The 23,404-nt window shown below is 65.2% G+C and carries 23 protein-coding genes; 5 read left to right on the top strand and 18 right to left on the bottom strand.

What is annotated here, in order from left to right; genetic code table 11:
- Nucleotides 1-4 precede the first annotated feature (4 nt).
- From G7Y85_RS15985 to murJ, 4 genes are all read right to left on the bottom strand, one after another.
- Complete coding sequence (locus tag G7Y85_RS15985) at nt 5-403, bottom strand: hypothetical protein (protein WP_166259441.1); 399 nt, start codon at nt 401-403, stop codon at nt 5-7.
- A complete protein-coding gene (gene ileS / locus G7Y85_RS15980; protein ID WP_241696237.1) occupies nt 400-3,180 on the bottom strand; it encodes an isoleucine--tRNA ligase in 2,781 nt (926 codons plus the stop codon). Before ileS ends, G7Y85_RS15985 begins: the two co-directional genes overlap by 4 nt.
- 139 nt (nt 3,181-3,319) lie before the next feature.
- Nucleotides 3,320-4,261 (bottom strand): bifunctional riboflavin kinase/FAD synthetase, encoded by a 942-nt coding sequence (locus G7Y85_RS15975; protein WP_166259435.1) that lies wholly within the window; start codon nt 4,259-4,261, stop codon nt 3,320-3,322.
- A 3-nt stretch (nt 4,262-4,264) separates the two neighbouring features.
- The gene (gene murJ / locus G7Y85_RS15970) at nt 4,265-5,809 is read right to left on the bottom strand and encodes a murein biosynthesis integral membrane protein MurJ (protein ID WP_166259432.1); all 1,545 of its coding nucleotides are present in this window, start codon (nt 5,807-5,809) and stop codon (nt 4,265-4,267) included.
- Nucleotides 5,810-5,974: 165 nt separating this feature from the next.
- On the opposite strand from murJ, the gene rpsT reads away from it, so the two are divergent.
- Nucleotides 5,975-6,238 carry a 30S ribosomal protein S20 gene (rpsT, locus tag G7Y85_RS15965; protein WP_166259429.1) on the top strand — a complete coding sequence of 88 codons (264 nt, stop codon included), beginning with the start codon at nt 5,975-5,977 and terminating at the stop codon, nt 6,236-6,238.
- Between the two features lie 80 nt (nt 6,239-6,318).
- On the opposite strand, the gene G7Y85_RS15960 is transcribed toward rpsT, so the two are convergent.
- The gene (locus G7Y85_RS15960; protein ID WP_166259426.1) at nt 6,319-7,362 is read right to left on the bottom strand and encodes a 1-aminocyclopropane-1-carboxylate deaminase/D-cysteine desulfhydrase; all 1,044 of its coding nucleotides are present in this window, start codon (nt 7,360-7,362) and stop codon (nt 6,319-6,321) included.
- Between the two features lie 90 nt (nt 7,363-7,452).
- On the opposite strand from G7Y85_RS15960, the gene G7Y85_RS15955 reads away from it, so the two are divergent.
- Entirely contained in the window at nt 7,453-7,656 is a 204-nt protein-coding gene (locus G7Y85_RS15955; RefSeq protein ID WP_166259423.1) for a hypothetical protein, read from the top strand.
- A gap of 40 nt (nt 7,657-7,696) precedes the next feature.
- Here G7Y85_RS15955 and G7Y85_RS15950 read toward each other — a convergent pair whose 3' ends face one another.
- The gene (locus G7Y85_RS15950; RefSeq protein ID WP_166259420.1) at nt 7,697-9,910 is read right to left on the bottom strand and encodes a peptidase M19; all 2,214 of its coding nucleotides are present in this window, start codon (nt 9,908-9,910) and stop codon (nt 7,697-7,699) included.
- 188 nt (nt 9,911-10,098) lie between these two features.
- On the opposite strand from G7Y85_RS15950, the gene G7Y85_RS15945 reads away from it, so the two are divergent.
- Both G7Y85_RS15945 and G7Y85_RS15940 read left to right on the top strand, forming a co-directional pair.
- Nucleotides 10,099-10,536, top strand: a complete 438-nt coding sequence (locus G7Y85_RS15945; RefSeq protein WP_166259417.1) for a cupredoxin domain-containing protein — start codon at nt 10,099-10,101, stop codon at nt 10,534-10,536.
- Nucleotides 10,537-10,547: 11 nt separating this feature from the next.
- Nucleotides 10,548-12,026, top strand: coding sequence for a hypothetical protein (locus G7Y85_RS15940; RefSeq protein WP_166259414.1), 1,479 nt, complete (start codon nt 10,548-10,550; stop codon nt 12,024-12,026).
- Between the two features lie 13 nt (nt 12,027-12,039).
- Here the strand turns inward: G7Y85_RS15940 and G7Y85_RS15935 are convergent, their stop codons facing one another.
- From G7Y85_RS15935 to G7Y85_RS20510, 4 genes are read right to left on the bottom strand one after another with little or no spacing between them, the layout of a single operon-like run.
- The gene (locus G7Y85_RS15935) at nt 12,040-13,026 is read right to left on the bottom strand and encodes an NAD-dependent epimerase/dehydratase family protein (protein ID WP_166259411.1); all 987 of its coding nucleotides are present in this window, start codon (nt 13,024-13,026) and stop codon (nt 12,040-12,042) included.
- An 18-nt stretch (nt 13,027-13,044) separates the two neighbouring features.
- Nucleotides 13,045-13,512 (bottom strand): hypothetical protein, encoded by a 468-nt coding sequence (locus tag G7Y85_RS15930; protein WP_206675595.1) that lies wholly within the window; start codon nt 13,510-13,512, stop codon nt 13,045-13,047.
- Nucleotides 13,513-13,550: 38 nt separating this feature from the next.
- A complete protein-coding gene (locus G7Y85_RS15925; RefSeq protein WP_166259408.1) occupies nt 13,551-14,246 on the bottom strand; it encodes a hypothetical protein in 696 nt (231 codons plus the stop codon).
- A 9-nt stretch (nt 14,247-14,255) separates the two neighbouring features.
- Nucleotides 14,256-14,390: a hypothetical protein gene (locus tag G7Y85_RS20510; protein ID WP_277817185.1), complete on the bottom strand. Its 135-nt coding sequence runs from the start codon at nt 14,388-14,390 to the stop codon at nt 14,256-14,258.
- A 317-nt stretch (nt 14,391-14,707) separates the two neighbouring features.
- Between G7Y85_RS20510 and G7Y85_RS15920 the strand changes: the two genes are divergently transcribed.
- On the top strand, nt 14,708-15,367 hold the full coding sequence (locus G7Y85_RS15920) for a TetR/AcrR family transcriptional regulator (RefSeq protein WP_166259405.1): 660 nt from the start codon (nt 14,708-14,710) through the stop codon (nt 15,365-15,367).
- A gap of 55 nt (nt 15,368-15,422) precedes the next feature.
- Here the strand turns inward: G7Y85_RS15920 and G7Y85_RS15915 are convergent, their stop codons facing one another.
- The 8 genes from G7Y85_RS15915 to G7Y85_RS15890 form a co-directional block, all read right to left on the bottom strand.
- Entirely contained in the window at nt 15,423-16,205 is a 783-nt protein-coding gene (locus G7Y85_RS15915; RefSeq protein WP_166259402.1) for a spirocyclase AveC family protein, read from the bottom strand.
- Complete coding sequence (locus G7Y85_RS20505) at nt 16,202-16,324, bottom strand: hypothetical protein (protein WP_277817184.1); 123 nt, start codon at nt 16,322-16,324, stop codon at nt 16,202-16,204. Before G7Y85_RS20505 ends, G7Y85_RS15915 begins: the two co-directional genes overlap by 4 nt.
- Nucleotides 16,325-16,394: 70 nt before the next feature.
- Nucleotides 16,395-18,989: a TonB-dependent receptor gene (locus G7Y85_RS15910; protein ID WP_166259399.1), complete on the bottom strand. Its 2,595-nt coding sequence runs from the start codon at nt 18,987-18,989 to the stop codon at nt 16,395-16,397.
- Between the two features lie 222 nt (nt 18,990-19,211).
- A complete protein-coding gene (locus tag G7Y85_RS15905; protein ID WP_166259396.1) occupies nt 19,212-19,661 on the bottom strand; it encodes a hypothetical protein in 450 nt (149 codons plus the stop codon).
- A gap of 35 nt (nt 19,662-19,696) precedes the next feature.
- Nucleotides 19,697-20,392 (bottom strand): hypothetical protein, encoded by a 696-nt coding sequence (locus G7Y85_RS15900; protein WP_166259393.1) that lies wholly within the window; start codon nt 20,390-20,392, stop codon nt 19,697-19,699.
- Nucleotides 20,393-20,399: 7 nt separating this feature from the next.
- A complete protein-coding gene (locus tag G7Y85_RS20500; RefSeq protein ID WP_277817183.1) occupies nt 20,400-20,534 on the bottom strand; it encodes a hypothetical protein in 135 nt (44 codons plus the stop codon).
- Nucleotides 20,531-21,361: a CbbQ/NirQ/NorQ/GpvN family protein gene (locus tag G7Y85_RS15895; RefSeq protein WP_166259390.1), complete on the bottom strand. Its 831-nt coding sequence runs from the start codon at nt 21,359-21,361 to the stop codon at nt 20,531-20,533. The genes G7Y85_RS20500 and G7Y85_RS15895 overlap by 4 nt, the downstream gene beginning before the upstream one ends.
- A 22-nt stretch (nt 21,362-21,383) precedes the next feature.
- Nucleotides 21,384-22,931, bottom strand: a complete 1,548-nt coding sequence (locus G7Y85_RS15890; protein WP_166259723.1) for a nitric oxide reductase activation protein NorD — start codon at nt 22,929-22,931, stop codon at nt 21,384-21,386.
- Nucleotides 22,932-23,404 lie beyond the last annotated feature (473 nt).

Below are 23,404 nucleotides of genomic sequence, written 5' to 3'. Positions count from 1 at the left end.
AAACCTAGAGTCCTGTCGCTCGCGACCAGAGTACCGCAGTCCAGCCCCAGAGGAGATTGCCGGCCCAGATCACGACCGGCGTCAGCAGGCCAAGTTCCATGCCCAGCCAGCCCTGCCCGGCACGGAACGGAAAAATCCACAACAGCAGGAACAGCGTCGGCGCCAGACTGATGACGATGCCGCGCAGCAAGGGCTGACGTGTGGTCGGCAACAGCAGTTGCAAGCCCCAGAGTCCGCCGACGACCAGCCTCGGACACAGCCAGTACAGCGACAACACCGGAGCGATCGCGACATGCAGTTGCGCCAGCACACCGAAGCGCGCGGCCGCCCACAAGGCCACGGACGAGATCAGTGCCGCAACCAGACCGGCCATGTACGCCAGCGACAGCGCCCGCAGGTTCATACGTACCGCCGCAGCTCGCCGTCGCCGTCGAGGTTGCTGATGCAGCGATCGCAGAGCGTTGGATGCGCGGCGTGCTGACCGACATCGGCGCGCTGGTGCCAGCAACGCTCGCACTTCGGATCGCCGGACGCGGACGCCAGGCTGTAAATGCGCTCGCCGCCGTCCAGTGCGGTCTCGACTGCCTGCGCCGGCTTCTCTGCCAACGGCAGCACGGCAGCGCCGGAGGTGATGAACCAGAAACGCAATTCGCCGCCCAGATCGGCAAACATGTTCGCGACCGGACCGTCGGCATACAGCGTCACTTTCGCGTTCAGTCCGGAGCCGATCTGCGCTGCCACACGCAATTCCTCCAGCTGCTTCTTGACCTGCTCGCGCACCGCCTTCAGTGCCTGCCAATCGATCGTGGTCGCCGGCACGGCCGGAAACGCGTACCAGGGCTGCGCGAACACCGTGACGCTGCGATCGCCGGGCAACATCCGCCAGATCTCGTCGGCGGTGTACGACAGGATCGGTGCGATCCAGCGTACCAGCGCCTCGGCAATGTGCAGCAACGCGGTCTGCGCTGAGCGCCGCGCCAGCGACGCTTTCGGCAGCGTGTAAAGACGATCCTTGAGGATGTCGAGATACAGGCCGCCGAGATCGGTGACGCAGTAGTTGTGCAGCTTGTGATAGACCAGATGGAACTCGCGACGACCGTAGGCAGCCTTCAGTTCGTCCTGCAGGGCAACCGCCTGCGCAATCGCCCAGGCGTCCACGGCGACCAACTGATCCGGTGCAACCAGATCCGTTGACGGATCGAAGTCCTTGAAACTGCCGAGCAGGTAGCGCGCGGTATTGCGGATGCGGCGATACGCGTCGGCCATGCGCGCCAGCAGCTTGTCCGAGATCGCGATCTCGCCCGAGTAATCGCTGGCGGCGACCCACAGGCGCAGCACATCGGCGCCCAAAGTCCTGGTGACCTGCTGCGGCGCGACGACATTGCCGAGCGACTTCGACATCTTGCGGCCCTGCTCGTCGACCGTGAAGCCGTGCGTCAGCACCTGCTTGTACGGCGAACGGCCACGCATCGCCACCGAGGTCAGCAGCGACGACTGGAACCAGCCGCGATGCTGATCCGAGCCTTCCAGATAGATGTCAGCCTGCGGTGCCAGCCCGTTCGCATCGAGTTGCTCCGGCAGCATCGACTTGAACACGCACTGGTGCGCCACGCCGGAGTCGAACCAGACGTCGAGCGTGTCCGTGCCCTTCTCGTAGATCGTGTCGTCGATGCCCCAGTCGCCTGGCGTCGACCCGAACCAGGCTTCCAGGCCATCGGCCTCGACCCGGTCGGCGACACGCCTCAGCAAGGACGCGGTATCCGGGTGCAGTTCCTGTTTCTCGCGATCGGTGAACACCGCGAGCGGCACGCCCCAGTAGCGCTGCCGAGAGATGCACCAGTCCGGGCGGCCTGCCACCATTTCACGGATGCGGTTCTCGCCCCAGTCCGGAATCCAGTCGGTCGCCGCGATCGCCTGCAAGGCATCGCTGCGCAGGCCCTGCTTGTCCATGGCAACGAACCACTGCGGCGTGGCGCGGAAGATCAGCGGTGTCTTGTGGCGCCAGCAATGCGGATAGCTGTGCGTGATCGTCGCCAGATGCACGAGCGCACCGGAGGCCTGCAGCGCTTCGATGATCGGGCCTTCCGCCTTGCGCACATGCTGACCGGCGACCAGCGGCGCACCGGCAAGGAAGACGCCGTTCGACGCGACCGGGTTGTCGACCGCGAGCTGGTAGCGCTTGCCGACCGCATAGTCCTCGACGCCGTGCGCCGGTGCGGTGTGAACCAGACCGGTGCCGGCCTCCAGCGTGACGTGCTCGCCGAGGATCAGCGGCACGACGCGCTCGGCGAACGGATGCCGGGCCTTTGCACCTTCCAGCGCCTCGCCCTTGTTGGTCGCCAGCACCGTTGCCTGATCCTGCCAGCGCTTCGCCGTCGCTTCGACCAGTTCGGCGGCAATGACGACACGGCCGGCCTTCACGAAGTCGACGAGCGCGTAGTCGAGCTCCATGTTGGCGGCAATCGCCTGATTCGCCGGCAGCGTCCACGGCGTCGTCGTCCAGATCACGAAAGCGGCGCCGCTCGCGTCGGCGATGCCGAAGCGGCGCGCCAGATCGGCCGGATCGGCCGCAGCGAACTTCACGTCGACCGCACTCGACTGCTTGTCCTGATATTCGACTTCGGCCTCGGCCAGCGAGGAGCCGCAATCCAGGCACCAGTGCACCGGCTTGAAGCCGCGCACGACGTGGCCGTTGTCGATGATCTGCGCGAGCACGCGCAGCTGCTCGGCCTCATAGGCCGGGCGCATCGTCAGATACGGGCGGTCCCAGTCGGCCAGCACGCCGAGCCGCTTGAAGTCGTCGCGCTGACGTTCGACCTGCTCGCCGGCATATTCGCGGCACTTCTCGCGGAAGGTCTTAGCGTCGATCCTGCCTTCTTCCCCGGAACCGACCTTGCCGACCTTCTTCTCGACCTGCAGCTCGATCGGCAGGCCATGGCAATCCCAGCCCGGCACGAAGCCGGCGTCGAAACCGTCGAGGCGCGCGGCCTTGACGATCATGTCCTTCAGCACCTTGTTGACGGCATGGCCGATATGGATGTCGCCGTTGGCATACGGCGGTCCGTCGACGAACCAGAACTTCGGGCGACCCGCGGTCGCCTGCTGAATCTGTCCGTACAGGTCTTCGGCCAGCCAGCGGGCGAGCGTTTCCGGCTCGCGCTTGGCGAGATTGGCCTGCATCGGAAATGCGGTTTCCGGCAGGTTGATCGTCTGCTTGTAATCGTGCTTTTCGGTCACGGTCGGGGGCGCATGGCGCAGTCGGCGGCCGGCACACGGCGCCGGCAAGGAAGCGGAGGGAGTTCAGGGTTTCGGCAAGCTTTCAATTATCGGCCGCGACGCCCAAAAAGGCCATTGCGTCGGCCTTGTCACGCTGCATCTGCAGCTTCAGCGCGTCCAGCGAATCGAAGCGTTCCTCGGCTCTGAGGTAGTGCCGGAATTCGATGCCGAGGTTCCTGCCGTAGAGATCGCCGGGCGGATCGAAGAAATGCGTTTCCAGCAGACAGCGCGTAATGCCCAGCGTCGGTCGCACGCCGATCGCGGCAACCGCCGGCCACTCGCGCGGATTGCCTTCGATGCGGGCCGTCACCGCATAGACGCCAAGACGCAAGGCCGGCGGCCGACGCAGATTGATGTTGGCCGTCGGCATGTCGAGCGTGCGGCCAAGCTGCAGGCCACGGCGCACTCCGCCCAGCAGACGATACGGCCGCCCCAGCAACTGCGCGGCATGTTTCAGATCCGGCACGGCCAGGGCCTCGCGCAGCGCCGTCGAGCTGCAACGCAGTTCGCCGAGGCGGACGCTGGCGACCGTGTCGGCGACAAAACCGAAACGCTCGGCCTGGGCACGCAACAGCGCCATGTCGCCGCTGCGCCGCGCTCCGAAACTGAAATCGTCGCCGACCACGATGGCCCTGGCCTGCAGTCGCGCGTGCACCACCGATTCGATGAACTCCAGGCCACCGAGCCGACAGAACGGCGGCCCGAAACGCTGGATCACCACCGCGTCGACACCGGCGTCGGCGAAGTCCTGCAGCTTGGTGCGCAGGTTGCTGATCCGCGGCGGCGCCACGTCCGGCGTGAAGTATTCGCGCGGCGTCGGCTCGAAACACATGACCACCAGCGGCACGCGCAGCTGGCCTGCCCATTCACGCGTGCGGGCGATCAAGGCCTGATGTCCGCGATGCATGCCGTCGAAATTGCCGATCGTCAGCGCACAACCGCGCCAGTCCGACGGCAGGTTGCGCAGGCCGCGGATGAATCGCATGGCTCAGGACCGCCGAAAATGCCGGGGGCGCAGGCCGCAAGCGCCCAGCACGGCGAAGTACACGACGATGCCGGCGGCGATCACCAGCAGCGCGCGCAGCGCACGTGAGATCGAGCCGATCGCCATCCAGTCGGCGAGCGGACCGGTGCCGATCACGACCACCGCGCCGAGCGCAAGATTGGCAAGCAACAACTGCAGAGCGAACCGGCCCCAGCCCTCGCGAGGCGCGTAGACGCCCTCGCGCTTGAGCTGGCGCAGCAGCAGCGAGGCATTTACCCACGCGGTCAGCGACGTCGACGCGGCGAGCCCGACATGCGCCGCGGCGATGTGGAAATGCAGGGCGAGCGCGAACAACACCAGGCTCGCAGCCATGCCGACGCACAGGCCGGTGATCGCGAAGCGCATGGGCAGCCGCGTTTCCTGACGCGCGTAGAAACCAGGCGTCAGTACCTTGATCAGCGAAAAGCCGATGAAGCCGAGGCCGTAGGCCCACAGCGCATAGGTCGTCATCCAGACATCGTCGCCGCCAAAGCGACCATGACCATACACCGTGGCGACCAGCGGACCCGCGAACAGGATCATGCCAACCGCCGCGGGCAGGCCCATGACCAGCATCAGGCGCAGCGCCCAGTCCAGGGTCGCCGAGAAATTCGCGGTCGATCTGGTCGCGTGCTGCGCAGACAAGGTTGGCAGGATCGCGGTGCCGATCGCGATGCTGAAGATGCCGAGCGGGAACTCCATCAGGCGATTCGCATAGTAGAGCCAGCTGACCGGGCCGTTGCCGAGGTGGGTCGAAAGGTTCGAGTTCAGCAGCAGGCTGACCTGCGCGATCGACGAGCCCAGCATCACCGGCAGCATCAGGCCCACAATGCGCCGCACGCGCGTGTCGTGCCAACCCCAGCGCGGCAGCGGCAGCAGGCGAAGTTTCATCATCGACGGCAGCTGAAACAGGAACTGCAGGATGCCGGCTGCGAACACCGCCCAGGCAAGCGCATGCACGGAGCCGGAATCGACGAAAGCCGAGGCGATCAGGCAGACATTGAGGATGACCGGCGTGAACGCGGGAATCGCGAAATTGCCGTAGGCATTGAGCACGCCGCCGGCCATCGAGGTCAGCGAGATGAACATCAGGTACGGAAAGGTCCAGCGCAGCAGGCCGGCGCTGAGCGCCGCCTTCTCCGGATCGGCATGGAAGCCGGACGCGAACGCCCAGACCAGCAGCGGCGCACAGACGCAGCCGATCACGGTGATGACCGACAGCACGCCGCCGAGCGTGCCCATCGTCACCGCGACCAGGTCGCGGGCCGAATCATGAGTCTCGGTGGTCTTGGTTTCGGTAAAGACCGGCACGAAGGCCTGCGAGAACGCGCCTTCGGCGAACATGCGCCGTCCGAAATTCGGGATCATCAGCGCGACCAGAAACGCGTCCATGCCGGCGCCGGCGCCGAAAGCCGCGGCCAGCATGATCTCGCGCACGAAGCCGAGCAGGCGCGACAGCAGGGTCATCACGGCGACCACGCCGGAGGCACGAAACAGGGATTTCGACATAGCCGCGAAGTTTAGCGGCTAAAGCCCCGTTCCGGCGCGCGAAACGTGTGGTTTTTCAGGCGCTTCTCGGCAAAAGACAATGCGCGATTCTATTGACAGCAACAGGCCGCTTGCCCATACTCCGCGACCTTTCGAATCAGCCTCACGTTTTTCAGGAGTTTCACCTTGGCCAACATTGCCAGCGCGAAGAAGCGCGCCCGTCAGTCCGAGAAGCGCCGCGTCCGCAACGTCGCGCAGCGCTCGATGATCCGTACCTTCATCAAGAAGGTCGTCAAGGCCATCGATGCCAAGGACAAGAGCGCCGCACAGACGGCGTACGCGGAAATGGTGCCGGTCGTCGATCGTTACGCGACCAAGGGCCAGATCCACAAGAACAAGGCCGCGCGCCACAAGTCGCGCCTCGCCGCCAAGATCCAGGCCCTGGCCTGATCGGTTCTCCGGTTTGACGAAAAGCCCCTGCCTGCAGGGGCTTTTTTGTTGGCCGTCGTCCGGGTGGCGCGAACGCCGCCTCAGTTCCAGTAGCAACGCAGGGCTGGCGGGGCCTGCCCGGCGCTGGCGCGCGAGACATCGGGCGGCAAGGCACTCGCGCTGAAGGTGTGCCAATAGAGCATGGGTGCTCGCCGGCCAGGCCGCAGCAGATCGGCGTACAAGCAGGCCAAGGCCTTGCCGCTGTACGCGCTGTCGGCGCGGGCACCACTCGCCGTGACGAAACGATCGATCGCGTCATCGACCGCCGGCGTGGCCCGCGCGTACTCGCCGCCGAAGAACTCGCTGCGGATCGTCACGCCTGCGAGCAGACGTTCCGGCTCGGCGACGACCACGCCGTACCGCTTCAGCAGCGTGACGAGGCGGGACAGCAGGCGCAGCAGCGCGGTGCGTCCGGCATGACGGTCGCCAACCACCTGCACCGCCATGATCGGTACCGGCAGGCCGGCAAGCGCCAATCCGACGCAAAGACCGGCCACCGTCCCCATACTGCTGAACGGCACGTACAGCGCCGCCGGACGAGGCATCAGGTCGGCATCGATCTGGGCACGCAACTCGAACGCGGCGTCGACGAAACCCAGTGCGCCCAGCGCATTCGAACCGCCCGGCGGAATCCAGTACGGCAGGCGGCCCGCCACCAGCGAACGCAGCGTGCGTGCCAGGGCTTCGGCGGCAAGTGCCGCGTCGCGGTCGCGCACGAACAGCGTGCTGCCGCAATGCAGGGAAATCGACAGATTGTCGACCACGTAATCGGCAGCGCGCTGCGGCAGCAGCCCGGCGATGGTGTGGAGACCCAGCTTGCGCGCATGCCAGGACGTGGCCGCGACGAAGTTGGAGCCGGCATAGCCGAACACCGTGAGTTCGCGACGCCGCCGCGCGACGGCGTCGGCCAGCAGAAAATCGAGTTTGCGGATCTTGTTGCCGCCGTAGTCGGCTGCCGACAGGTCGTCACGCTTGACGTGGACGCCGTCCACCGCCGCCAGCGGCTCGATCGGCGTCGCCCGTGCGATCAGGCCGGCGCGCGGCAAGGCCGCCAGTCGGGGAAAGGCATCCGCCAGCCGATTCATGGAAAAATGTCCGGACAGCGCGCGGCACGCGCGCTTGATCGCCGGCGGCGGCCGGCATTCCAGCGACCGGACACGGGTGATGTTCCGCACATGACGACCGCGACACTGCTGTGGGGGGTATTGTTCAGCTCGATCGGCCTCGGCTTTTCGCTGTACGGCAAGAAACAGCAACGCATCGTGCCTCTGCTTTGCGGGCTCGTCCTGATGATCTATCCGTACTTCGTGCCCAACGTCTACCTGCTGGTCGCGATCGGCGCTGCGCTGGTGGCGACGCCCTACTTCGTCCGCAGCTGAGCGCCGGCGTCGACGCGCATCGACGCCGGCGACATCCGGCTCAGCGATTCATCGTCCGTTCCCAGACTTCGAGATAGACCTCGGCCGAGTTGTAGAGATCGCGCAAGGCCGGCTCACCGCCTTCGATGCGCACCGCCTCGATCCAGTCGGCGATCATGCCGTACTGCGCCAGACCTTCGGTGTTGATGTCGAAAGCGCGATGACCCTCCGGCACCGCCGACTGATCGAAGGTGATCGGCTGGACCCTCGAAAACTCCTGCGGCCAGTCCTTGCCGCGGAACAGCGTGAACGGATAGGTCACCGGCACGGCGTCGGCCCCGCGCGGCCCGGACTGCGTCGCCAGGCCATTGGTATCGGCGCCATAACCCATCGCGAACAGATAGCGATCGTCCGCCAGCGGCCGCAGCTTGTTCAGTTCATCGACGAACTGGCGACCATTGCCCTTGGACGGGTACAGGTAACCGCCGCTGGCGAGCAGACGCCGCGCCTGCGTCATGCTGATGCCGCCGTGGCCGCCATGCGAAGACACCAGCGGATAGACCGGTGTCTGCTGTTCGGCGATATCGAGCAACTCGCTCTTCATCTTCAGTTCGAGATGATCGACTTCGATGATGATCTTCTTCTTCATCATTTCGCCGATCGCGTAGCGGCCAAGATCAGTGAGCGTGCGCCGATTGCACTGCAGCCCGGACGGATAGATCGGCAGGATGCCGGCCGTGCTCTGGATCAACAGATCGGTCAGCGGATTGCTCGGTCCGGGAATGGCCGTCGTCATTTCGGCGCCCGGCGAGAAGAAGTAATCGTCCTGCGGGCACGGATAGGTCTGCCAGAACTTGCCGGTGTCGACGAAGTTGCCGATGTTCAGCACCAGACCGTCGAAGATGCCATTACCGCCGAAACCGTTGTCGAATTCGTGGACCGGGAACATCTGCCGCACACCCAGATCGTAGAGGCGGTTGAGCTGGGTATCGATTTCCTTTTCGTCGCAGCCCACCACTTCCACCAGACCGCCGGGCTGCTTGAGGCTGCAATTGAACAGGTGCGAAATCTCGATGCCGAGCACCACGGCCATCTTGCCGTCGTTGATCACCTTGCGCGCCTCGGCCGGCGTCTCGACGATGCGGAACCAGCCTTTGCCGGGGCCGCCTTCCTGGGCATCGATGTAGTCCTGCATGTCGCGCATGAACTGGATCTGCTTGACCGCGCTTTCCATCTCGTTGCAGGCCGCCGGGTTCGGCAACTTGCTCAGATCCGAAATCACCGAACTCGGATCGTGGCCGAGATCGTTGGCGGCGATCGCCGCCGATTCGAGCCGGCACAGCACTTCGTTCTCGACCACGTTGTTGACCATCAGGCGCAGGCCGGCGAGCCAGGCGCGTTCGATCCAGCGGTAGTAGGTTGCCTCATGCGTCAGCGCATCGCGGCGCGGCCAGTCGACGAACGTCGGCCAGCCCTGCGTGTCATGCGTGCCGAGCGGCGACCCGGTCGGACCGAGCAGATTGCCGACCAGATCGAGCGAACCGTCCGGGCCGTGCTGCACCGAGCAGTTGCCGAGCGCATCGGTGACGCCGAAGCGGCTGAACGGAGCGCCGTAGTGCGCGCCGCCGAGAAAGGTGGTGGCGCTGACATGACCATGCACATCGGCAAAGCCGAGCACCGGCTTGTCGACACCCTGCCCCTTGTAGGCCGTGCCGTGCGCATCGAGCGCGATTTCCGGAAACGCCTTGCAGCCCGAAGCGGGCGCGAAGCGAAACTGGCCGGCCAGCCCTTCGTCACTCACCAGCGTCAGGCTCGCGCTCTGCGGATCGGTCGCCAGATAACGGTCGGCCGCGGCCGAATAAAGCGTGAAGATGCCGCTGGCCGTGCTGTCGACCGTCCAGTCGGCCGTGTCGGCCGGCTTGCTGACGCTGGTCACGCCGTAGTCGCCGCCGGACTCGCTCTTCACCGCCAGCAGCGACGCGTCATCGCCATACAGCAGGTATTTGCCGAGCGCGCTCGGCTTCATGAAAAACGGATCGGCCGAAGCCGGGGTCTTTTCCGACAGCACGTAATTGCCGTCGTCGGCGCGCACCGCGTAGGACTTGTCGGCCACCGATTGCAGCGCGTAACAGGCGTTGGCCATGTCATAGCGCGTGACCGGTTCGGATCGCGCCGTTGCGCCCGACCCGTTCGACGACGTCGGACTGCTGCTGCCACAGGCGACCAGCACCAGCGCCTGCAACAGCAGCACGCCCCCCCACAAACCTTGCCGCATCCCTGAACTCCCCATTTTCTTTGCGATCCCCCCGGATCGTCGCGGTCCAATGTTGTCACGCTGCGGACCGGCTGCTGCATGCTATAGGCACGCCGCCATCCTGACATGTAGTAAATATCGCCCGCAGAGAACGCCTCGATCCGATGCCGCACCGAAACGGCGGCGCGAAATCGTTAAGCTCCGTCACCATGAACAAACCTGCCCTGCTGTTTGCCGCCGTCGGCGGCGCAATTCTCGTCGCCCTGTTCGTCGCCCTGCGGCCGGCACCGCCAGCCGCACCGGTCGCAGCCGGCGGCGACGGCAGCCCTGCCCCGTCCACGCCGGTGGCCGGCAGCACCGCGCTCGACACGGTGCCGACGACGCACGAAATCAACTGGATCGTGCGGGACGGCCACCGTCTGGCCGGCCCCGAGCGGGTGACCATCCATGCCGGCGACATCGTCGAGATCAGCATCGACAGCGACCGCGACGACGAGCTGCATGTGCATGGCTATGACCTGCATCTGCAGGTGCTGGCCAATCAGCCCGCGAGCCTGAAGTTCACCGCCGACCGCGCCGGACGCTTCGACTGTGAACTGCACCATGCCGATCTGGCGCTCGGCGCGCTCGAAGTCGAACCACGCTGAGCGACGCCGGCATGCGGCCGTCAGGTTTCCGACTGCATGGTCGAGCCCTGTTCGCGATCGCCGCGCTGAGCGGCGGGGCGCCCGCGGCCGCACATTCGTTCGGCGTCGTCTACAACCTGCCGGTCCCGCTGTGGCTGTATCTGTACGGCGCCGCCGCGGCGCTGATCAGCTCGTTTGTCGTCGTCGCCTACTTCGTCAGCGTCCCTGCGGCCGCCACCGCGACCGCGTCACGCGAGCTGTCCGGGCAGCCCTGGGTCAGAGCCCTGCGCCGCGCGAAACCGGCATTGCGCGTTGCCGGCGTGGCCTTGCTGATGCTCTGCATCGTCAGCGGACTGTTCGGCACGCGCAGCGCCTACGGCAATTTCAACATGAGCTTTTTCTGGATCGTGTTCCTGCTCGGCTTCGCCTACCTGACCGCGCTGCTCGGCGACTTCTATGCCGCCCTGAATCCCTGGTGCGCCATTGCCGACGGCATCGCCAGGTGCTGGCCAGGCTACACGCGCGGCCGCTACGCCTGGCCAGCGCAGCTGGCTTACTGGCCGGCGCTGGCGCTGTACGCGGCCTTGATCTGGCTCGAACTGTTCGGCCACATCAAGCCCGATTCCCTGGCCATCATGCTGCTGGCTTATACCGTGTTGAACCTCGTCGCGGTGCCGCTGTTCGGTCGCGAATCCTGGTTTCGCTACGGCGAATTCTTCGGCGTGTTCTTCAGCCTGATCGCGCGCTGCGCACCGCTGGACTACCGACCGGCATCCGGCCAGCGCCGCGGCGAACTGCATCTGCGCAAACCGTTTTCCGGTCTGCTCGATCTGCGCATCGAACATTTGAGCCTGCTGCTGTTCGTGCTGTTCATGCTCTCGTCGACCGCGTTCGACGGCCTGCATGAAACGGTGGCGTGGACGCAGCTGTTCTGGATCGATCTCTACCACCGGCTGACGCCCTGGCTCGGCGCCAATCCGTTCCAGGCCTATCCGCTGCTGCGGCGCTGGTATCTGGTCTGGCAAACGCTTGCGCTGCTGCTGTCGCCTTTCCTGTATCTGGCCGTGTACTGGCTGTTCGTCGCCACTGCACGCGCCCTCACCCGCTCGACGCACTCGGTCCGCGAACTGGCACTGCGCTTCACCGGCACGCTGCTGCCGATCGCGCTTGTCTATCACGTCACGCACTACTACACGCTGCTGCTGGTACAGGGCCCTCGGGTGCTGAGCCTGGCGTCCGATCCGCTCGGTCGCAACTGGAATCTGTTCGGCACGGCCGGCTGGTTCCGCGCGCCCTACATTCCGGACATCGGTCGCGTCTGGCACGTACAGGTGGCTCTGATCGTTGCCGGCCACATTCTCAGCGTCTACCTTGCCCACGTCGAAGCGCTACGCACGTTTGCCGACGCGCGGCGAGCGACGCTGAGTCAGCTGCCGATGCTGGTGCTGATGGTGATGTTCACGGTCGCGGGATTGTGGATTCTGTCGCAGCCGATACAGCCGGGCGGTTGAAGCTCGCAGCCTTTCAGGTCGAGGGCCGCAGCAAGCGAAGGTTCGGCGAGCGACGTGCAAGCACCCAGCCCAGCAATGGCGCGAAAGCCTTGAGCAGGTGACGCATCGGCCCCAGTGAGCGCCGCAACTCGTCGAGAATGTCGTCGAGGCTGTGCCGCTGGAACTGCAGCAGGTGCTGGCTTTCGTCGGTATCGAGCCAGTCGCCGAAGAATCGCGGCGGACCCGGCCGCAGGAGCCTGGGATCGAGCGGCTGCAGCCCCATTGTCGCGAACATGCGATTGTAGAAATCGAGCACCTGGGTGCGGCAGGTGTCACCGCCACCGATGAACAGGATGCGGCCGATCGCCGCATCGCAGGACACCGCATTGGCAAAAGCCAAACCCGCATCATCGGTATGCACGAGTTCGATGCGGCCGTCAGCGCTGGTATCGAAGATGTTGTCGAAGCCTTCCGCATCCTTTTTCGACAAGGCGGCCGGCGGGCAGACTGCGAGCCGCAGGATGCTCCAGTCCAGGGGGCTGGACTGAATGTGCCGTTCACACGCCAGCTTGCCGTGGCCATAGATGTCCGCAGGCTGCGGGACGTCCTCGACGCGCAGCGGTGGCGAGCGCAGATGCTGCTCGTGTCCGGCAACGGTCATGCTTGAAGCAAACACCAGGCGCTTCGCTGTCGGCGATGCCGCCATTTGCCGGATCAGCTCCAGCGTCGCGCCCACGTTGACGGCCTGTGCAAGCTCAGGCGCGCGCTCGGTTGCCGGCGGGATCATCGCGGCCAGATGGATGACGGCGTCGACGCCGTCGAGTGCCTGTGCCCACAGCGACGCATCACAAATGTTGCCCCAGACCACGCGCACGCGGTCATCGAATCGGGCGGCGACCGCCACGGTATGCGGCGACTTCAGATCGACGGCGACGACGCGATGGCCGGAGGCGAGCAAATGGCGGACGGTGCTGCTGCCGACATTGCCGAAGGCGCCGGTGACCAGTACGGAAGTCGACATGCCGCTTCGGCGTTGTGATCAGTTCTGCGGAGGCTGCGGCGCCGCCACAGGCCGGGCCGGCGCGGGCGCAGGCTGCTCAGCCCGCTCCCCCGCGCCGGCAGCGGCTGCGGCCGCCAGCCGCGCAAGTCGTGCATCTCGCCGATGAATCAGGCCGCGAAATTCGACACGCTGATACAGCGGTCGCGGCTGTATGCCCCATGTATCCTGCGCCGTGGTCTGCCCGGCGCCTTCCGCCGGTGCGAACAGCGGGTACGGATATTTGCATTCGCGCGACTCGTCGTTGAAGCGGATCTTCTCGAACTCGCTGCAGATCTGCTGCAGGGAGAGTGTCGGCCATCCGTACCAGATGGCCAGCAGCGGAAACGTCAGTGCTCCTTCGAGGACCAGCGCCACGAGGCAGACGATCAGGCCGCGCTGCAGCCACTGGTGCATGCCGGCAAATGCGGCGGTCGTACCTGGTTGCAGTTCCTTCGCTGAGTCTTTCATCTCGTATTCCTCTCGGACATGGGCAGCAGACGCGGTCGTCAGTCGGAGAAGATCTCGCGATTGACGGTATGCAGGTACGGGATGGCGAGAAACGGCGTGATGTAGAAGATGTCGTACAGCCACCAGCCAACGACCGGAAACACGACGCCGGCATAGCGCACGTCGGCGAAGATCGTCATGTTGGTGACATAGCCAGCCCAGGCGATGACGCCGAACCAGCAGGTCACGACCAGCCATTGCTGGCCCCAGCGCTTCATCTGCAGAAACGCGATGGCCGCAGCAATGCGCATCGAGAACATCAGCGGCAACAGCGCGACCACCCAGGCTTTCTCGCCGGGCGCACTGGCGCCGCCGATCCACAGTTCGTTGTAGTGCCAGAAATAGCCGCCATCGAACATGTTGCCCCAGGCCATCAGGAACACGCGCGCGAGCAGCGTGTGATTGCCGATCAGATCGAGCGCCCAGCCCAGGCTGTTCAGCGCCGAATCGACCGCAACCAGATAACCGATCAGCGTGACCATGATCGGCCTGACGGTGAAACCGGCCTTCTGTGCGCGCATCTGCAGCGACAGGCCGCGCAGGAAGAACGGCAGACCGATCAGACCGAGCACGGCCGTGCCCATGAAGAAGACGCCGACCATCATCCATTTGTCGGCGCGCCACTGCGCGGCGCGGCTGCGCTGCTGATGCGTATCGTAGGCCCCGGCGCCGGCCGCCATCGTGTTCGTTGTCATGCGCGCCTCCTACCAGTTGCGGACCGATGCCATGTGCAGCTGGATCAGGAACATGGTCAGCAGGAAGCCGTACGCGACAATCTGGAAGACGATCATCGATCGTCTGCGACGGCGATCCTGCTCACTGATCACGGGATTCTTCACGCGCAGTCCTCCCCTATTTTCCTGCCGTCCGATCGTCGTATCGATCCGGCGAAGCCTCAGAACGTCCCGGCGTTGTCCATCAGCCAGTACCAGAACGCAACGATCAGCACGACCGATCCGAACGTGACGACCAGTCGCAAGATATCCAGCAGCATCGCTCGCCTCCTTGTCCATGCCGGGAACGGGCGATCATGTCGCCGTCTTTCGTTATGAGACATTGTGTCTCATAGTAATGACGGACCGCAAGCGCTTCGCGGCCGCTATGATCGACACTCGGGACACGAGGTCCCGGCACATCTGACGCCCGGCCGGAGCGCATGAAAGTCCGCACCAACAAGAAATTCAGGCAGCACCTGTCCACGGCCGACGACGCAAGGTCCCTGCGCACGCGCGAGGCCATGCGGGGCGCCCTGCTGTCGCTGCTGGAGACGCGCTCACTGGACGAGATCGGCATTCGCGAAATCGCCGCCACCGCCGGGATCGGCCATGCCACGTTCTATCGGCACCATCCGAGCAAGGAAGCGCTGCTTCACGATCTTGCCGCCGAGGAAGTGCAGCGCCTGATCGCACTGGCACTGCCGCTGATGGACACCCGGGGGTCGCAGGCAGCCTGCAAGGCGTTGTTCACATACGCCGATGACAACCGCGCCTTGTGGTCGACGCTGCTCACCGGTGGTGCCGCCGGCGATGTGCGAGAAGAATTGCTGCGGATTGCGATGGAACTGGTTGCGGACCGCCTGCCGGCCGACGGCCGGGCGATCGGCGAGCTCGGCGTGCGCCTGCTGGTGGGCGGCACGATCGAAATGCTGACCTGGTGGCTGAAACATCCGGCGCCGCCGTCGATCGATGTCATCGCCAGGGCACTGTCGCGAGGGGTCGTCATGCCGGTGATCAACAAGGTCACGACCATCGGCAATGCCGCCGTCACGCCTGCACGCAGTCGGGCAAGACGCCGCTCGCCGCCGTCCGGGCGCTAACCCGCGTTACGGCCTCCGCGGAGGTCAGTGCCTCTGACCACGGTAGTCATACTGTCTAAAGCGGCTGATTCGGCACGCCCTGGAACAGCGGGGTCGTCGGCCCGACCGTCACCAGGCCCATCAGCTTGGTCGCCAGATGCGGCGCGAACACCGAAAGATAGACGCCGTGCCCGATCACGATGATCGCTGCGATCGACAGCAGCGATGCGCGCACGCGGCTCTTCGTTCTGGCATCGGCCCAGGCTTCGACCGGGTTGCGCCCCTGTCCGTCGGTGCGGCCGAGCAGATAGGTGAACACCATCATCTGTACCCCCATCGCCAGCGCGTCATAGAGTGGGTACTGATGCTTCGTGCCTGCCCAGAGCGCCAGCCCGGGAATCACGCGCCCGTAATGAAACACGCCGAGCTGCGCGCCCAGTACGGCGTTGAACAGCAGCGCCCAGAGACAGCCGACAATGAGACCGACGCTCAGGAACGTGGTTGGTGGGCGCCAGCCGTAACGCGAAATCAGCCGGCGCCCGAGCGCGACACCGATCACCGCAGGCAGCACGAAATAAGCGATGTAGCCCGGCGGCACCGACGCCGGCAAGCCGCCCCAGGTCATGTTCAGCGGCCACCATGCCGGCATGCGCGGAATCGCCGGCGGAAACTGCGCGTACATCGCCCAATCGTAGGGCGCCTCGATCCACGAGAACGAAATCGCCGAGATGCAGACCAGCAGCAAGGCGTGCGGACGACCACGGCGATAGCTCAGCAGCAGGCCGATGGCAACGAACACCACCGCACCGACGTAGGCGAAGTTGATCGAAGCGCGCAGCAGTGGCGTCAGTTCGTTCATGAGGCCTTGCGTCCGCCCTGCACACTCGTCCGGCGCGCCTGCGGGTCGTAGCGCAGCACCAGCGCAAAGATCAGGACGATCAGTCCGAACAGCGTGCCCAGCATGATGAAAGCGCCCACGATTTCGAATCTCCACGAGGGACCGACGGCAGGCATCGACGCGCGATGCCGCCGGCCGGCCGATATGCGCCTATTGGCCCCAGCGATAGCCCATCTGCACGCCGATGATGCGCGGCTCGGAATAGACCGAGCTGCGGAAGAACGTCAGATGCCAGATGCTGCTGTTCGACAGCCGGTATTTCTCGTTGGTCAGATTGGTGCCGTAGAGCTGCACATCGAAAGCCGAACCGAAGATCTTGTCCCAGTGGATGCTGCCATTGAGCAGGCCGTAGGCCGGCAACCAGGAGCCGGGTTCGTCTTCGGGCAGTGTCGTCTGCGCGCCGTAGCGTCGATCGGTCCAGGCATAGGTCAGCGAGCTCTCGATGTCGCCGTACGACGGATCGAACGGCCACAGATAGCGCGCCGAGACACTGAACTGGTTACGCGGCGTGTTCTGCACCGGCACGCAATGCAGATCGGCGACGTTGCCTTTCTGGACATGGGTCCCGGTGCAATCGAGGTGCGGCAGGATGTCGCCGATCAGCAGATCGAATTTCTTGTATTCGGCCTTCGTGTAGCCGTAGGTGGCGATCAGCGTCAGCGAGTCGGTCGGCTTGAGCGTGCCTTCCAGCTCGAAACCGGCGATCGACGCCTTGCCGACGTTGTAGACCGTCACGCCGACCGTTGGCGTCAGGTTCACGGCGTTCGGGCGCAGATAGGTGTCGGTGGCGCTCTTCTGCAAGTCACTGTAGTCGGTGTAGTAGGCGCTGGTGTTCAGGCGCGCCGGCATGCCGAACATCTCGAAATCGGACTTCTGGCCGATTTCGTAGTTGGTGACGTATTCCGGCTTGTAGACGCGATGATCCGGATTGACGGAATCCGGCGCCTCGCCGCCGGTCTTGTAGCCGCGGCTGACCTTGCCGTAGACGAGGTTCGCGCCGAACTTGTAGTCGAGGCCGACCGTGTAGGTCGGCGCGGAATCCTTGATGTCATTCGAGAACGCGTCGTCGACCAGCTTCAGTGTGCCAAGCGCGGTCTGCACGAAGGTCGCGTCGATGTGGGTCTTGTCGGTCGTGTAGCGCGCGCCGGCGGTCAGACTCAAACCGCTGAGCGCGTCCGCCAGATAGCCGAGATCGAGCGTGCCCTGCGCATAAGGTGCGTAGGACTCCTTCGTCATCTGGTACTGCGCGAGCACGCTCTGGATGAACAGCGCGGTTGCCTGCGAGTAACCATCGATGTTCGCGTGCTCGTAGTAGCCCCCGAGCGCGAAGCGCAGCAGCCCGTTCAGCGACGTTCCCTGCAATTGCAGCTCTTCGGTGTAGTTGTCGAGATCGGCCTCGAAATGATCGTCGTCGGGGTTGTAGTCGGTGAACGCCGCGCGCGAGCCGTCGATGTCCCAGCGATAGTGGTGCTTGAACGTCGAGTAGCTGGCGATGTTGCGGATTCTCATTTCGTCGGTGATGTCGACATTGAGCTGATCGATCACGCCACCGGTCTTGAGAATGTCGTCGGGATCGGCGCTGAGCTGCACATGCCGGTCCCCTCGCGCATGCTGTTCGTCGAGAATGTCCTGGCCGCAATTCTTTGACGGCCCGAACGTATCGAGCACCAGGCAGCCGAGATTGGCCGTCTGGCTCAGATCCAGCCCGGGAATCTGCGACAGCACGCCGAGCCCGATCGACGCCGCGATGCCCTGATTGAGTTCCTCGCGATTGATGTCCTCGATCACCGCACCGGTACCGTTGTCCTGACTGTCGGTGTAGTAGCCGACGAGGTAGTTCTCGACCGGATCGAACGGCCGCCAGGTCAGACCCAGGCGCCCGGTCCAGAAGTGCTTGTTGTCGTAGTCCTTGCCGGTGACGACGTCGTGCGTGAAGCCGTCGCGATCGAAGTACTTGGCCGCTGCGCGCAGCAGCAGGCGGTCGCTGAACAAGGGGGTGTTGAAGACGCCTTCATAACCCTGCCCGGAATAGCTCGTGTATTCGGCGCGCAGCGAGCCCTCGATCGCGTCCTTGGGCCGGGTCGGTTCCAGCAGCATCGCGCCACCGGTGGTATTGCGGCCGAACAAGGTGCCTTGCGAACCCTTGAGGATCTGGATGTCGGACAGGTCGAGAAATTTGCCGGGGCCACCCTGATTGCTGGCGATCGGATCGCCCGGCAGCGGCACTTCGGCGAAATAGATGATGACGCCGGGGCTGGTGCCGAAGTCCTGGCCCTGCCCGCGGATCGCCGGCGATTCGGTATTGCGCATCTGCGAACTGGTGCTGACCACCAGTGACGGCACACGGCCCTGCAGATCCTGCGGCGAATTGATCGCCTCGCGCTGCAGGTCGGCGGCGCTCATGGTCGTGATCGCGATCGGAACCTCCTGCTGGCTTTCGGCGACGCGCCGGGCGGTGACCAGGATCTCCGCGATCCTGCCGGGCTTCTCGTTCTGCACCGGCAGCGCGCCCCTAGCATCGGCACCGTCGAGCGGCGCCACCGCAAGGGTCGGCAACGGACCGGCGTCGGCGCCCGCGGCCGGCGACGCGGCTGCGTCGTCGGCTACCGGCGCCTGTTCGCCACGACCTGATGTTGCCGCCGGCAGGGTCGCCGCGTCCTGCGCGTGCACACGGCCGATTGCCCCCAGCAGCAGCCCCGCACCCGCGATCACCGCTGTGGTCTTCACCACAATCCTCATTGCCATCTCGCCTCCCCTCCCTGATTTCGCTCGGCATGCCCGCTCGCGGATGCTGCCGTCCTCGTCTCGCACGCTGATGCGATGCCACCAACCACCGTCAGGTCTTCGCCCGATCGGCTTCGTTTGCTTCGAGCCGCTCCCTGTCGCCTTGATCCACGCGCCCTGCGCCGTCGATGGATCGATTCAGGAACGCGATCCGCACACGGCACGCACGCCGCGAAGCGCCCATCACGGCGCCGGCGCGGCTACCGGCGCTTGCGTTCCATCGTCCGGCGCTTCGGTCTGCTTTTTCTTTTCCGCGGCCTGTCGCGCGAGTCGTTCGTCGCGGAACCGGACGAGATCGCGAAAGCCGATGCGGCGGTACAAGGGTTTGGGCTGGATGCCCCAGACATCCTTGGCGGTCGTCTGCCCGGCCCCTTCCGAAGGCCCGAACAGCGGGTACGGGTAGATGCATTCGCGGCTGTCGTCGGAGTAGCGGACCTTCTCGAGTTCGCTGCAGATCTGCTGCAGCGACAGCGTCGGCCAGCCCATCCAGATGGCGATACCCGGCAGCGTGAACGCGCCTTCGATCACCAGGCAGGTCAGACAGACGAACAGGGCGCGCTGCAGCCACTTGTGCATCGTCGAATAGGTCTCGGTCGTGCCGAGCGGCAGATCCTTCTTGGCTTTGGTATTCATCGAATGTTTCCTGTCGGGTTTCGTCTTGCCTGCGCTCAGTCGGAGAAGATTTCGCGATTGACCGTGTGCAGATACGGCAGCGACAGGAACGGCGTGATGTACCAGATGTCGTAGAGCCACCAGCCCCAGACCGGGAACGTGATGTGCGAATAGCGCACGTCGGCGAAGATCGTCATGTTGGTGTTGTAGCCAAACCAGACGATCATCCCCATCCAGCAGGTGACGATCAGCCACTGCTGGCCCCAGCGCTTCATCTGCAGCAGTCCGATTGCCGCCGCCATGCGCGCGCAGAACAGCACGGGGATCAGCGAGATTTCCCAGGCTTTCTCGCCCGGCGCGCCGGCACCGCCGAGCCACAGCTCGTTGTAGTGCCAGAAGTAGCCGCCATCGAACATCGCACCCCAGCCGGTGGTCAGCACGCGGTTGATCAGGGTGTGGTGCGCAAACAGATCCAGCGTCCAGCCGATGCTGTTCAGCGCCGAATCGATGATGACCAGGTAACCGATCAGTGTGACGATGGTCGGCCGCATCGTCAGGCCGGCTTTCGCCGCCTGGCTCTGCAGCCAGATGCCGCGGAAGAACAGCGGCAGGCCGATGAGGCCGAGCACGGCGCAGCCCATCAGCAGCGTGCCGGAGATCATCCAGTAGTCGGCGCGGCGTTGCGCCGCCTGACTTGCGATCTGATGGGCGTCGTAGCCGCCGAAGCCTGCGGATTTCGTGAGGGTCGTCATGATCGGTCTACCAGTCGCTGATGGATTTCAGATAAAGCTGGACGAGGAAGGTGCCGAGGATCCAGCTGTAGATCACGATCTGGAAAACGATCATGGCGCGCTTGCGCTTGCGGTCCTGATCAGATGTCGAACTGCCACTCATGACTTCACTCCTCCCGCGATGACGCGCCGGTCGGGCGCTGTGGTGTTCGCGCCGAGAAGGCTGGCCGCGGCCAGCTCGCGCAGACCTTCGGTGATCGCGCCGTCGTTGCTGAGCGGCGCGAGGATGCTCACTTCGGCAGCTTCGAGTTCGCTGGCCCCGGCGGCGACCAGCTTCGCGGCGGTCACCAGCACGCGTGTCGACGGCGGTTCGAAATGGAGGACGTCGTCGGCGTTGCGGATGCTGCTCGCGCATTTGACCAGCCGCTGTGCCGCGGCCCGATCGACGCCCGATTCGGAGACGAGCACCTGCACTTCGAGCTCGGCCGGCAGATACGTCATCGCCACGGTGACGAAGCGCTGGCGGAATGAAGGCTTCAGTTCCTTCAGCGAGCTGCGGTAGGCCGGGTTGTACGAACACACGAGCATGAAGGCATCGGGCGCTTCGACGACTGCGCCGGCACGATCGAGAAACAGCGTGCGGCGATGGTCGGTCAGCGAGTGCAGCACGGCCAGCGAGTCGTGGCGTGCCTCGACGACCTCGTCCATGTAGCAGATCGCGCCTTCCTTGACGGCGCGCGTCAGCGGCCCGTCGTGCCAGACGACGTCGCCGCCTGAAACCGTATAGCGGCCGACCAGGTCGGAACTGGTCAGATCGTCGTGGCAGCTGATCGTCACCACCGGGCGATTCAGCACGCCGCCCATGTACTCCACGAGGCGTGTCTTGCCGCAACCGGTCGGCCCGGTGAGCATCACCGGAACCCGCTGCGCGTAGGCCTGCCGGAACAGGTCGACTTCCCTGCCGCTGACCTGATAGAAATCTCTCCTCATCTTCACCTCTTGCTGGCTGGGTTCATGCGTCGACAAGCTCGCGGTGGACGCGGGCCAGCACGCGCGGCAGATCCTCGACGCGCGTGATGCGCGTCGAGCGGCGCGCACCGAACACGTCCGGCAGCGGATCGACCCGCACCTGACCGACGCCGATGTAGTAGATCGATACGCCGGCGTCCTCGGCCTCTTCGACGGCGTGTGCGGAGTCGGCCCACGCGTAGCGGCCTTCGTAGCCTTCGTCGGAAATCAGACCGTCGCCGATGACGATCAGCAGCCGGCGCTCCGCCGGCTGTTCGAGCAGGCGGCTGGTCAGGTGGCGCAGCGGGGCGCCCAGCCGGGTGTAGCCGCCCGCCGACAGGCCGAGATCGCCCGGCAGCACGAGGCGCGGATCGGCGAAGTCCTTCAGGCAGGTGACGTCGACCCGATGCCGGGTATTGCCGTTGAACAGGAACAGGCCGTGCCGCTCGCGCGCCAGCGTCATGGCATGGCAAAGCGCGTCGGCGCAGGCGAGTTCGAGCTGGAAGACGCCGCCGCGGCCGGCGCCGAGCGAAGCGCTGCCGTCGAGCAGCAGCGCCGTCGTCACGTCGCGAAATGCCGGCAGCAGATCGCGGAACACGCGCGCCTCGGAGTGCCGGCCACATGCCGTATCGATGTAGTGCTCGATGTAGCGATCGATGTCGAGATCGGATCCATCTTCGAGGCCGTTCTTCATCACGCGACGCGTGTGCTCCTCGAACCACTTGCGAAGGTCCGCCGACACCGGCCGTGAGCGGTCCGCGACGCGTACATGCTTGCGTTCGAGCACGGCGACGTGGTCGCGAAGAAAGCTTTCGTTCCAGAAGTTCCACTCCGGATACGGGATGCCGGCACGTTGATCGGCACGAATCTCGACGTCCTCTTCTTCGGGCCGGCTCGGTGGCGGCAGGTTCGGATTGCGGACATTGCCTTCGCCGCCAACCGGAATGCTGTCGAACTTCGGCGAGATGAGCTGATTCGGTTTCGACCACGGCATGCGCCCGTACATCCGGCGGATCGCCGCGAGCAGACCGGCCTGTCCCGGCGTGCCGAACGGCAGGTGGCCGAGCAGCGGCGGACAGACCAGGTCCTGCTGCGAATGCGCCAGCGCCTGCGCCCGCGCGAAGATCGCCGGACCGCTCAGCTCCGGATCGGCAGCCTGCAGGTCCGGCAGGTGGCGACGCATCTCGGACATGAGCCCCGGCCACTGCGCGGCCACCCAGCCCATTGCCACTTCGCCCTCGGCGAGCACCACCGCCATTCGCTCGCGCAGCGACAGGTCCTGCAGCGGGTAATGGGCAATGCGGTCCTTGGATGGCGCGCATTGCAGCGCGACGCCGCAGGTCCAGGTCCGCAGGTTCCAGTCCGGCGCCAGCGCCGGGTACGGGATATGGACCACGCTGCGGCTCGCGTTCAGACCGAATCCGCGCGCCTCGCCGGAGATGATGCGGGCGCTGCCGCGATGGCCCTGCGAAAAGGCCGCGGCGACCAGCGCGCAGCCACGCTCGACCCGCAGCGCCTGCGCGGCACCGACCGCAAGCGGCGCGATCGGCATGGCAGCGCCACCTTCCGGCCGCTCCATCGGCGGCTCCGAATAGAGACCCGAGTCCGGCATCAGTCGCGCCGTGGCAGGCCCATGAGAAGGACGACGGGGAGGCGCAAGGCAGTCGCTCTCAGAACGTGCCAACGGCCTGCATGAACCAGTACCAGAACCAGACGATCAGGCCGGCCGAGCCGAAGCCGACGGCGAGTCGAAGCATGTCGAGGAGCATGAGGGCCTCCGTTTCCGTTCTTTATGTGTGATGCCGGAGCGGACGGCATCGCATCGCGACGCCCCGCAAACCCGCATCCACACGCTATCGGTAATTGACTTTCGAGTCAATTGATTTTTTACATGAGAGTCAAATATAAAGAAGACGGCCCGGCGACGGCCGCCGCCGCCGCCCGACATGGCCGCCGCAACGCGGCGCGGCGCTCCCCACAGCGCGAGGGCATCGCTTCAGACACGGGCACGAATCGAAGGCGTCG

Source organism: Solimonas terrae (assembly GCF_011067135.1).
In the GTDB taxonomy this organism is placed as follows: Bacteria; Pseudomonadota; Gammaproteobacteria; order Nevskiales; family Nevskiaceae; genus Solimonas; species Solimonas terrae.
The sequence above is the reverse complement of the archived record's forward strand: the minus strand, read 5'-3'. Positions and strand labels throughout refer to the sequence as shown.

Coding starts and splice junctions, on each gene's coding strand:
- G7Y85_RS15985 (WP_166259441.1), bottom strand. CDS start 403: ATGAACCTGCGGGCGCTGTCGCTGGCGTACATGGCCGGTCTGGTTGCG.
- ileS (WP_241696237.1), bottom strand. CDS start 3,180: ATGCAGGCCAATCTCGCCAAGCGCGAGCCGGAAACGCTCGCCCGCTGG.
- G7Y85_RS15975 (WP_166259435.1), bottom strand. CDS start 4,261: ATGCGATTCATCCGCGGCCTGCGCAACCTGCCGTCGGACTGGCGCGGT.
- murJ (WP_166259432.1), bottom strand. CDS start 5,809: ATGTCGAAATCCCTGTTTCGTGCCTCCGGCGTGGTCGCCGTGATGACC.
- G7Y85_RS15960 (WP_166259426.1), bottom strand. CDS start 7,362: ATGAATCGGCTGGCGGATGCCTTTCCCCGACTGGCGGCCTTGCCGCGC.
- G7Y85_RS15955 (WP_166259423.1), top strand. CDS start 7,453: ATGACGACCGCGACACTGCTGTGGGGGGTATTGTTCAGCTCGATCGGC.
- G7Y85_RS15950 (WP_166259420.1), bottom strand. CDS start 9,910: ATGCGGCAAGGTTTGTGGGGGGGCGTGCTGCTGTTGCAGGCGCTGGTG.
- G7Y85_RS15945 (WP_166259417.1), top strand. CDS start 10,099: ATGAACAAACCTGCCCTGCTGTTTGCCGCCGTCGGCGGCGCAATTCTC.
- G7Y85_RS15940 (WP_166259414.1), top strand. CDS start 10,548: ATGCGGCCGTCAGGTTTCCGACTGCATGGTCGAGCCCTGTTCGCGATC.
- G7Y85_RS15935 (WP_166259411.1), bottom strand. CDS start 13,026: ATGTCGACTTCCGTACTGGTCACCGGCGCCTTCGGCAATGTCGGCAGC.
- G7Y85_RS15930 (WP_206675595.1), bottom strand. CDS start 13,512: ATGAAAGACTCAGCGAAGGAACTGCAACCAGGTACGACCGCCGCATTT.
- G7Y85_RS15925 (WP_166259408.1), bottom strand. CDS start 14,246: ATGACAACGAACACGATGGCGGCCGGCGCCGGGGCCTACGATACGCAT.
- G7Y85_RS15920 (WP_166259405.1), top strand. CDS start 14,708: ATGAAAGTCCGCACCAACAAGAAATTCAGGCAGCACCTGTCCACGGCC.
- G7Y85_RS15915 (WP_166259402.1), bottom strand. CDS start 16,205: ATGAACGAACTGACGCCACTGCTGCGCGCTTCGATCAACTTCGCCTAC.
- G7Y85_RS15910 (WP_166259399.1), bottom strand. CDS start 18,989: ATGGCAATGAGGATTGTGGTGAAGACCACAGCGGTGATCGCGGGTGCG.
- G7Y85_RS15905 (WP_166259396.1), bottom strand. CDS start 19,661: ATGAATACCAAAGCCAAGAAGGATCTGCCGCTCGGCACGACCGAGACC.
- G7Y85_RS15900 (WP_166259393.1), bottom strand. CDS start 20,392: ATGACGACCCTCACGAAATCCGCAGGCTTCGGCGGCTACGACGCCCAT.
- G7Y85_RS20500 (WP_277817183.1), bottom strand. CDS start 20,534: ATGAGTGGCAGTTCGACATCTGATCAGGACCGCAAGCGCAAGCGCGCC.
- G7Y85_RS15895 (WP_166259390.1), bottom strand. CDS start 21,361: ATGAGGAGAGATTTCTATCAGGTCAGCGGCAGGGAAGTCGACCTGTTC.
- G7Y85_RS15890 (WP_166259723.1), bottom strand. CDS start 22,931: ATGCCGATCGCGCCGCTTGCGGTCGGTGCCGCGCAGGCGCTGCGGGTC.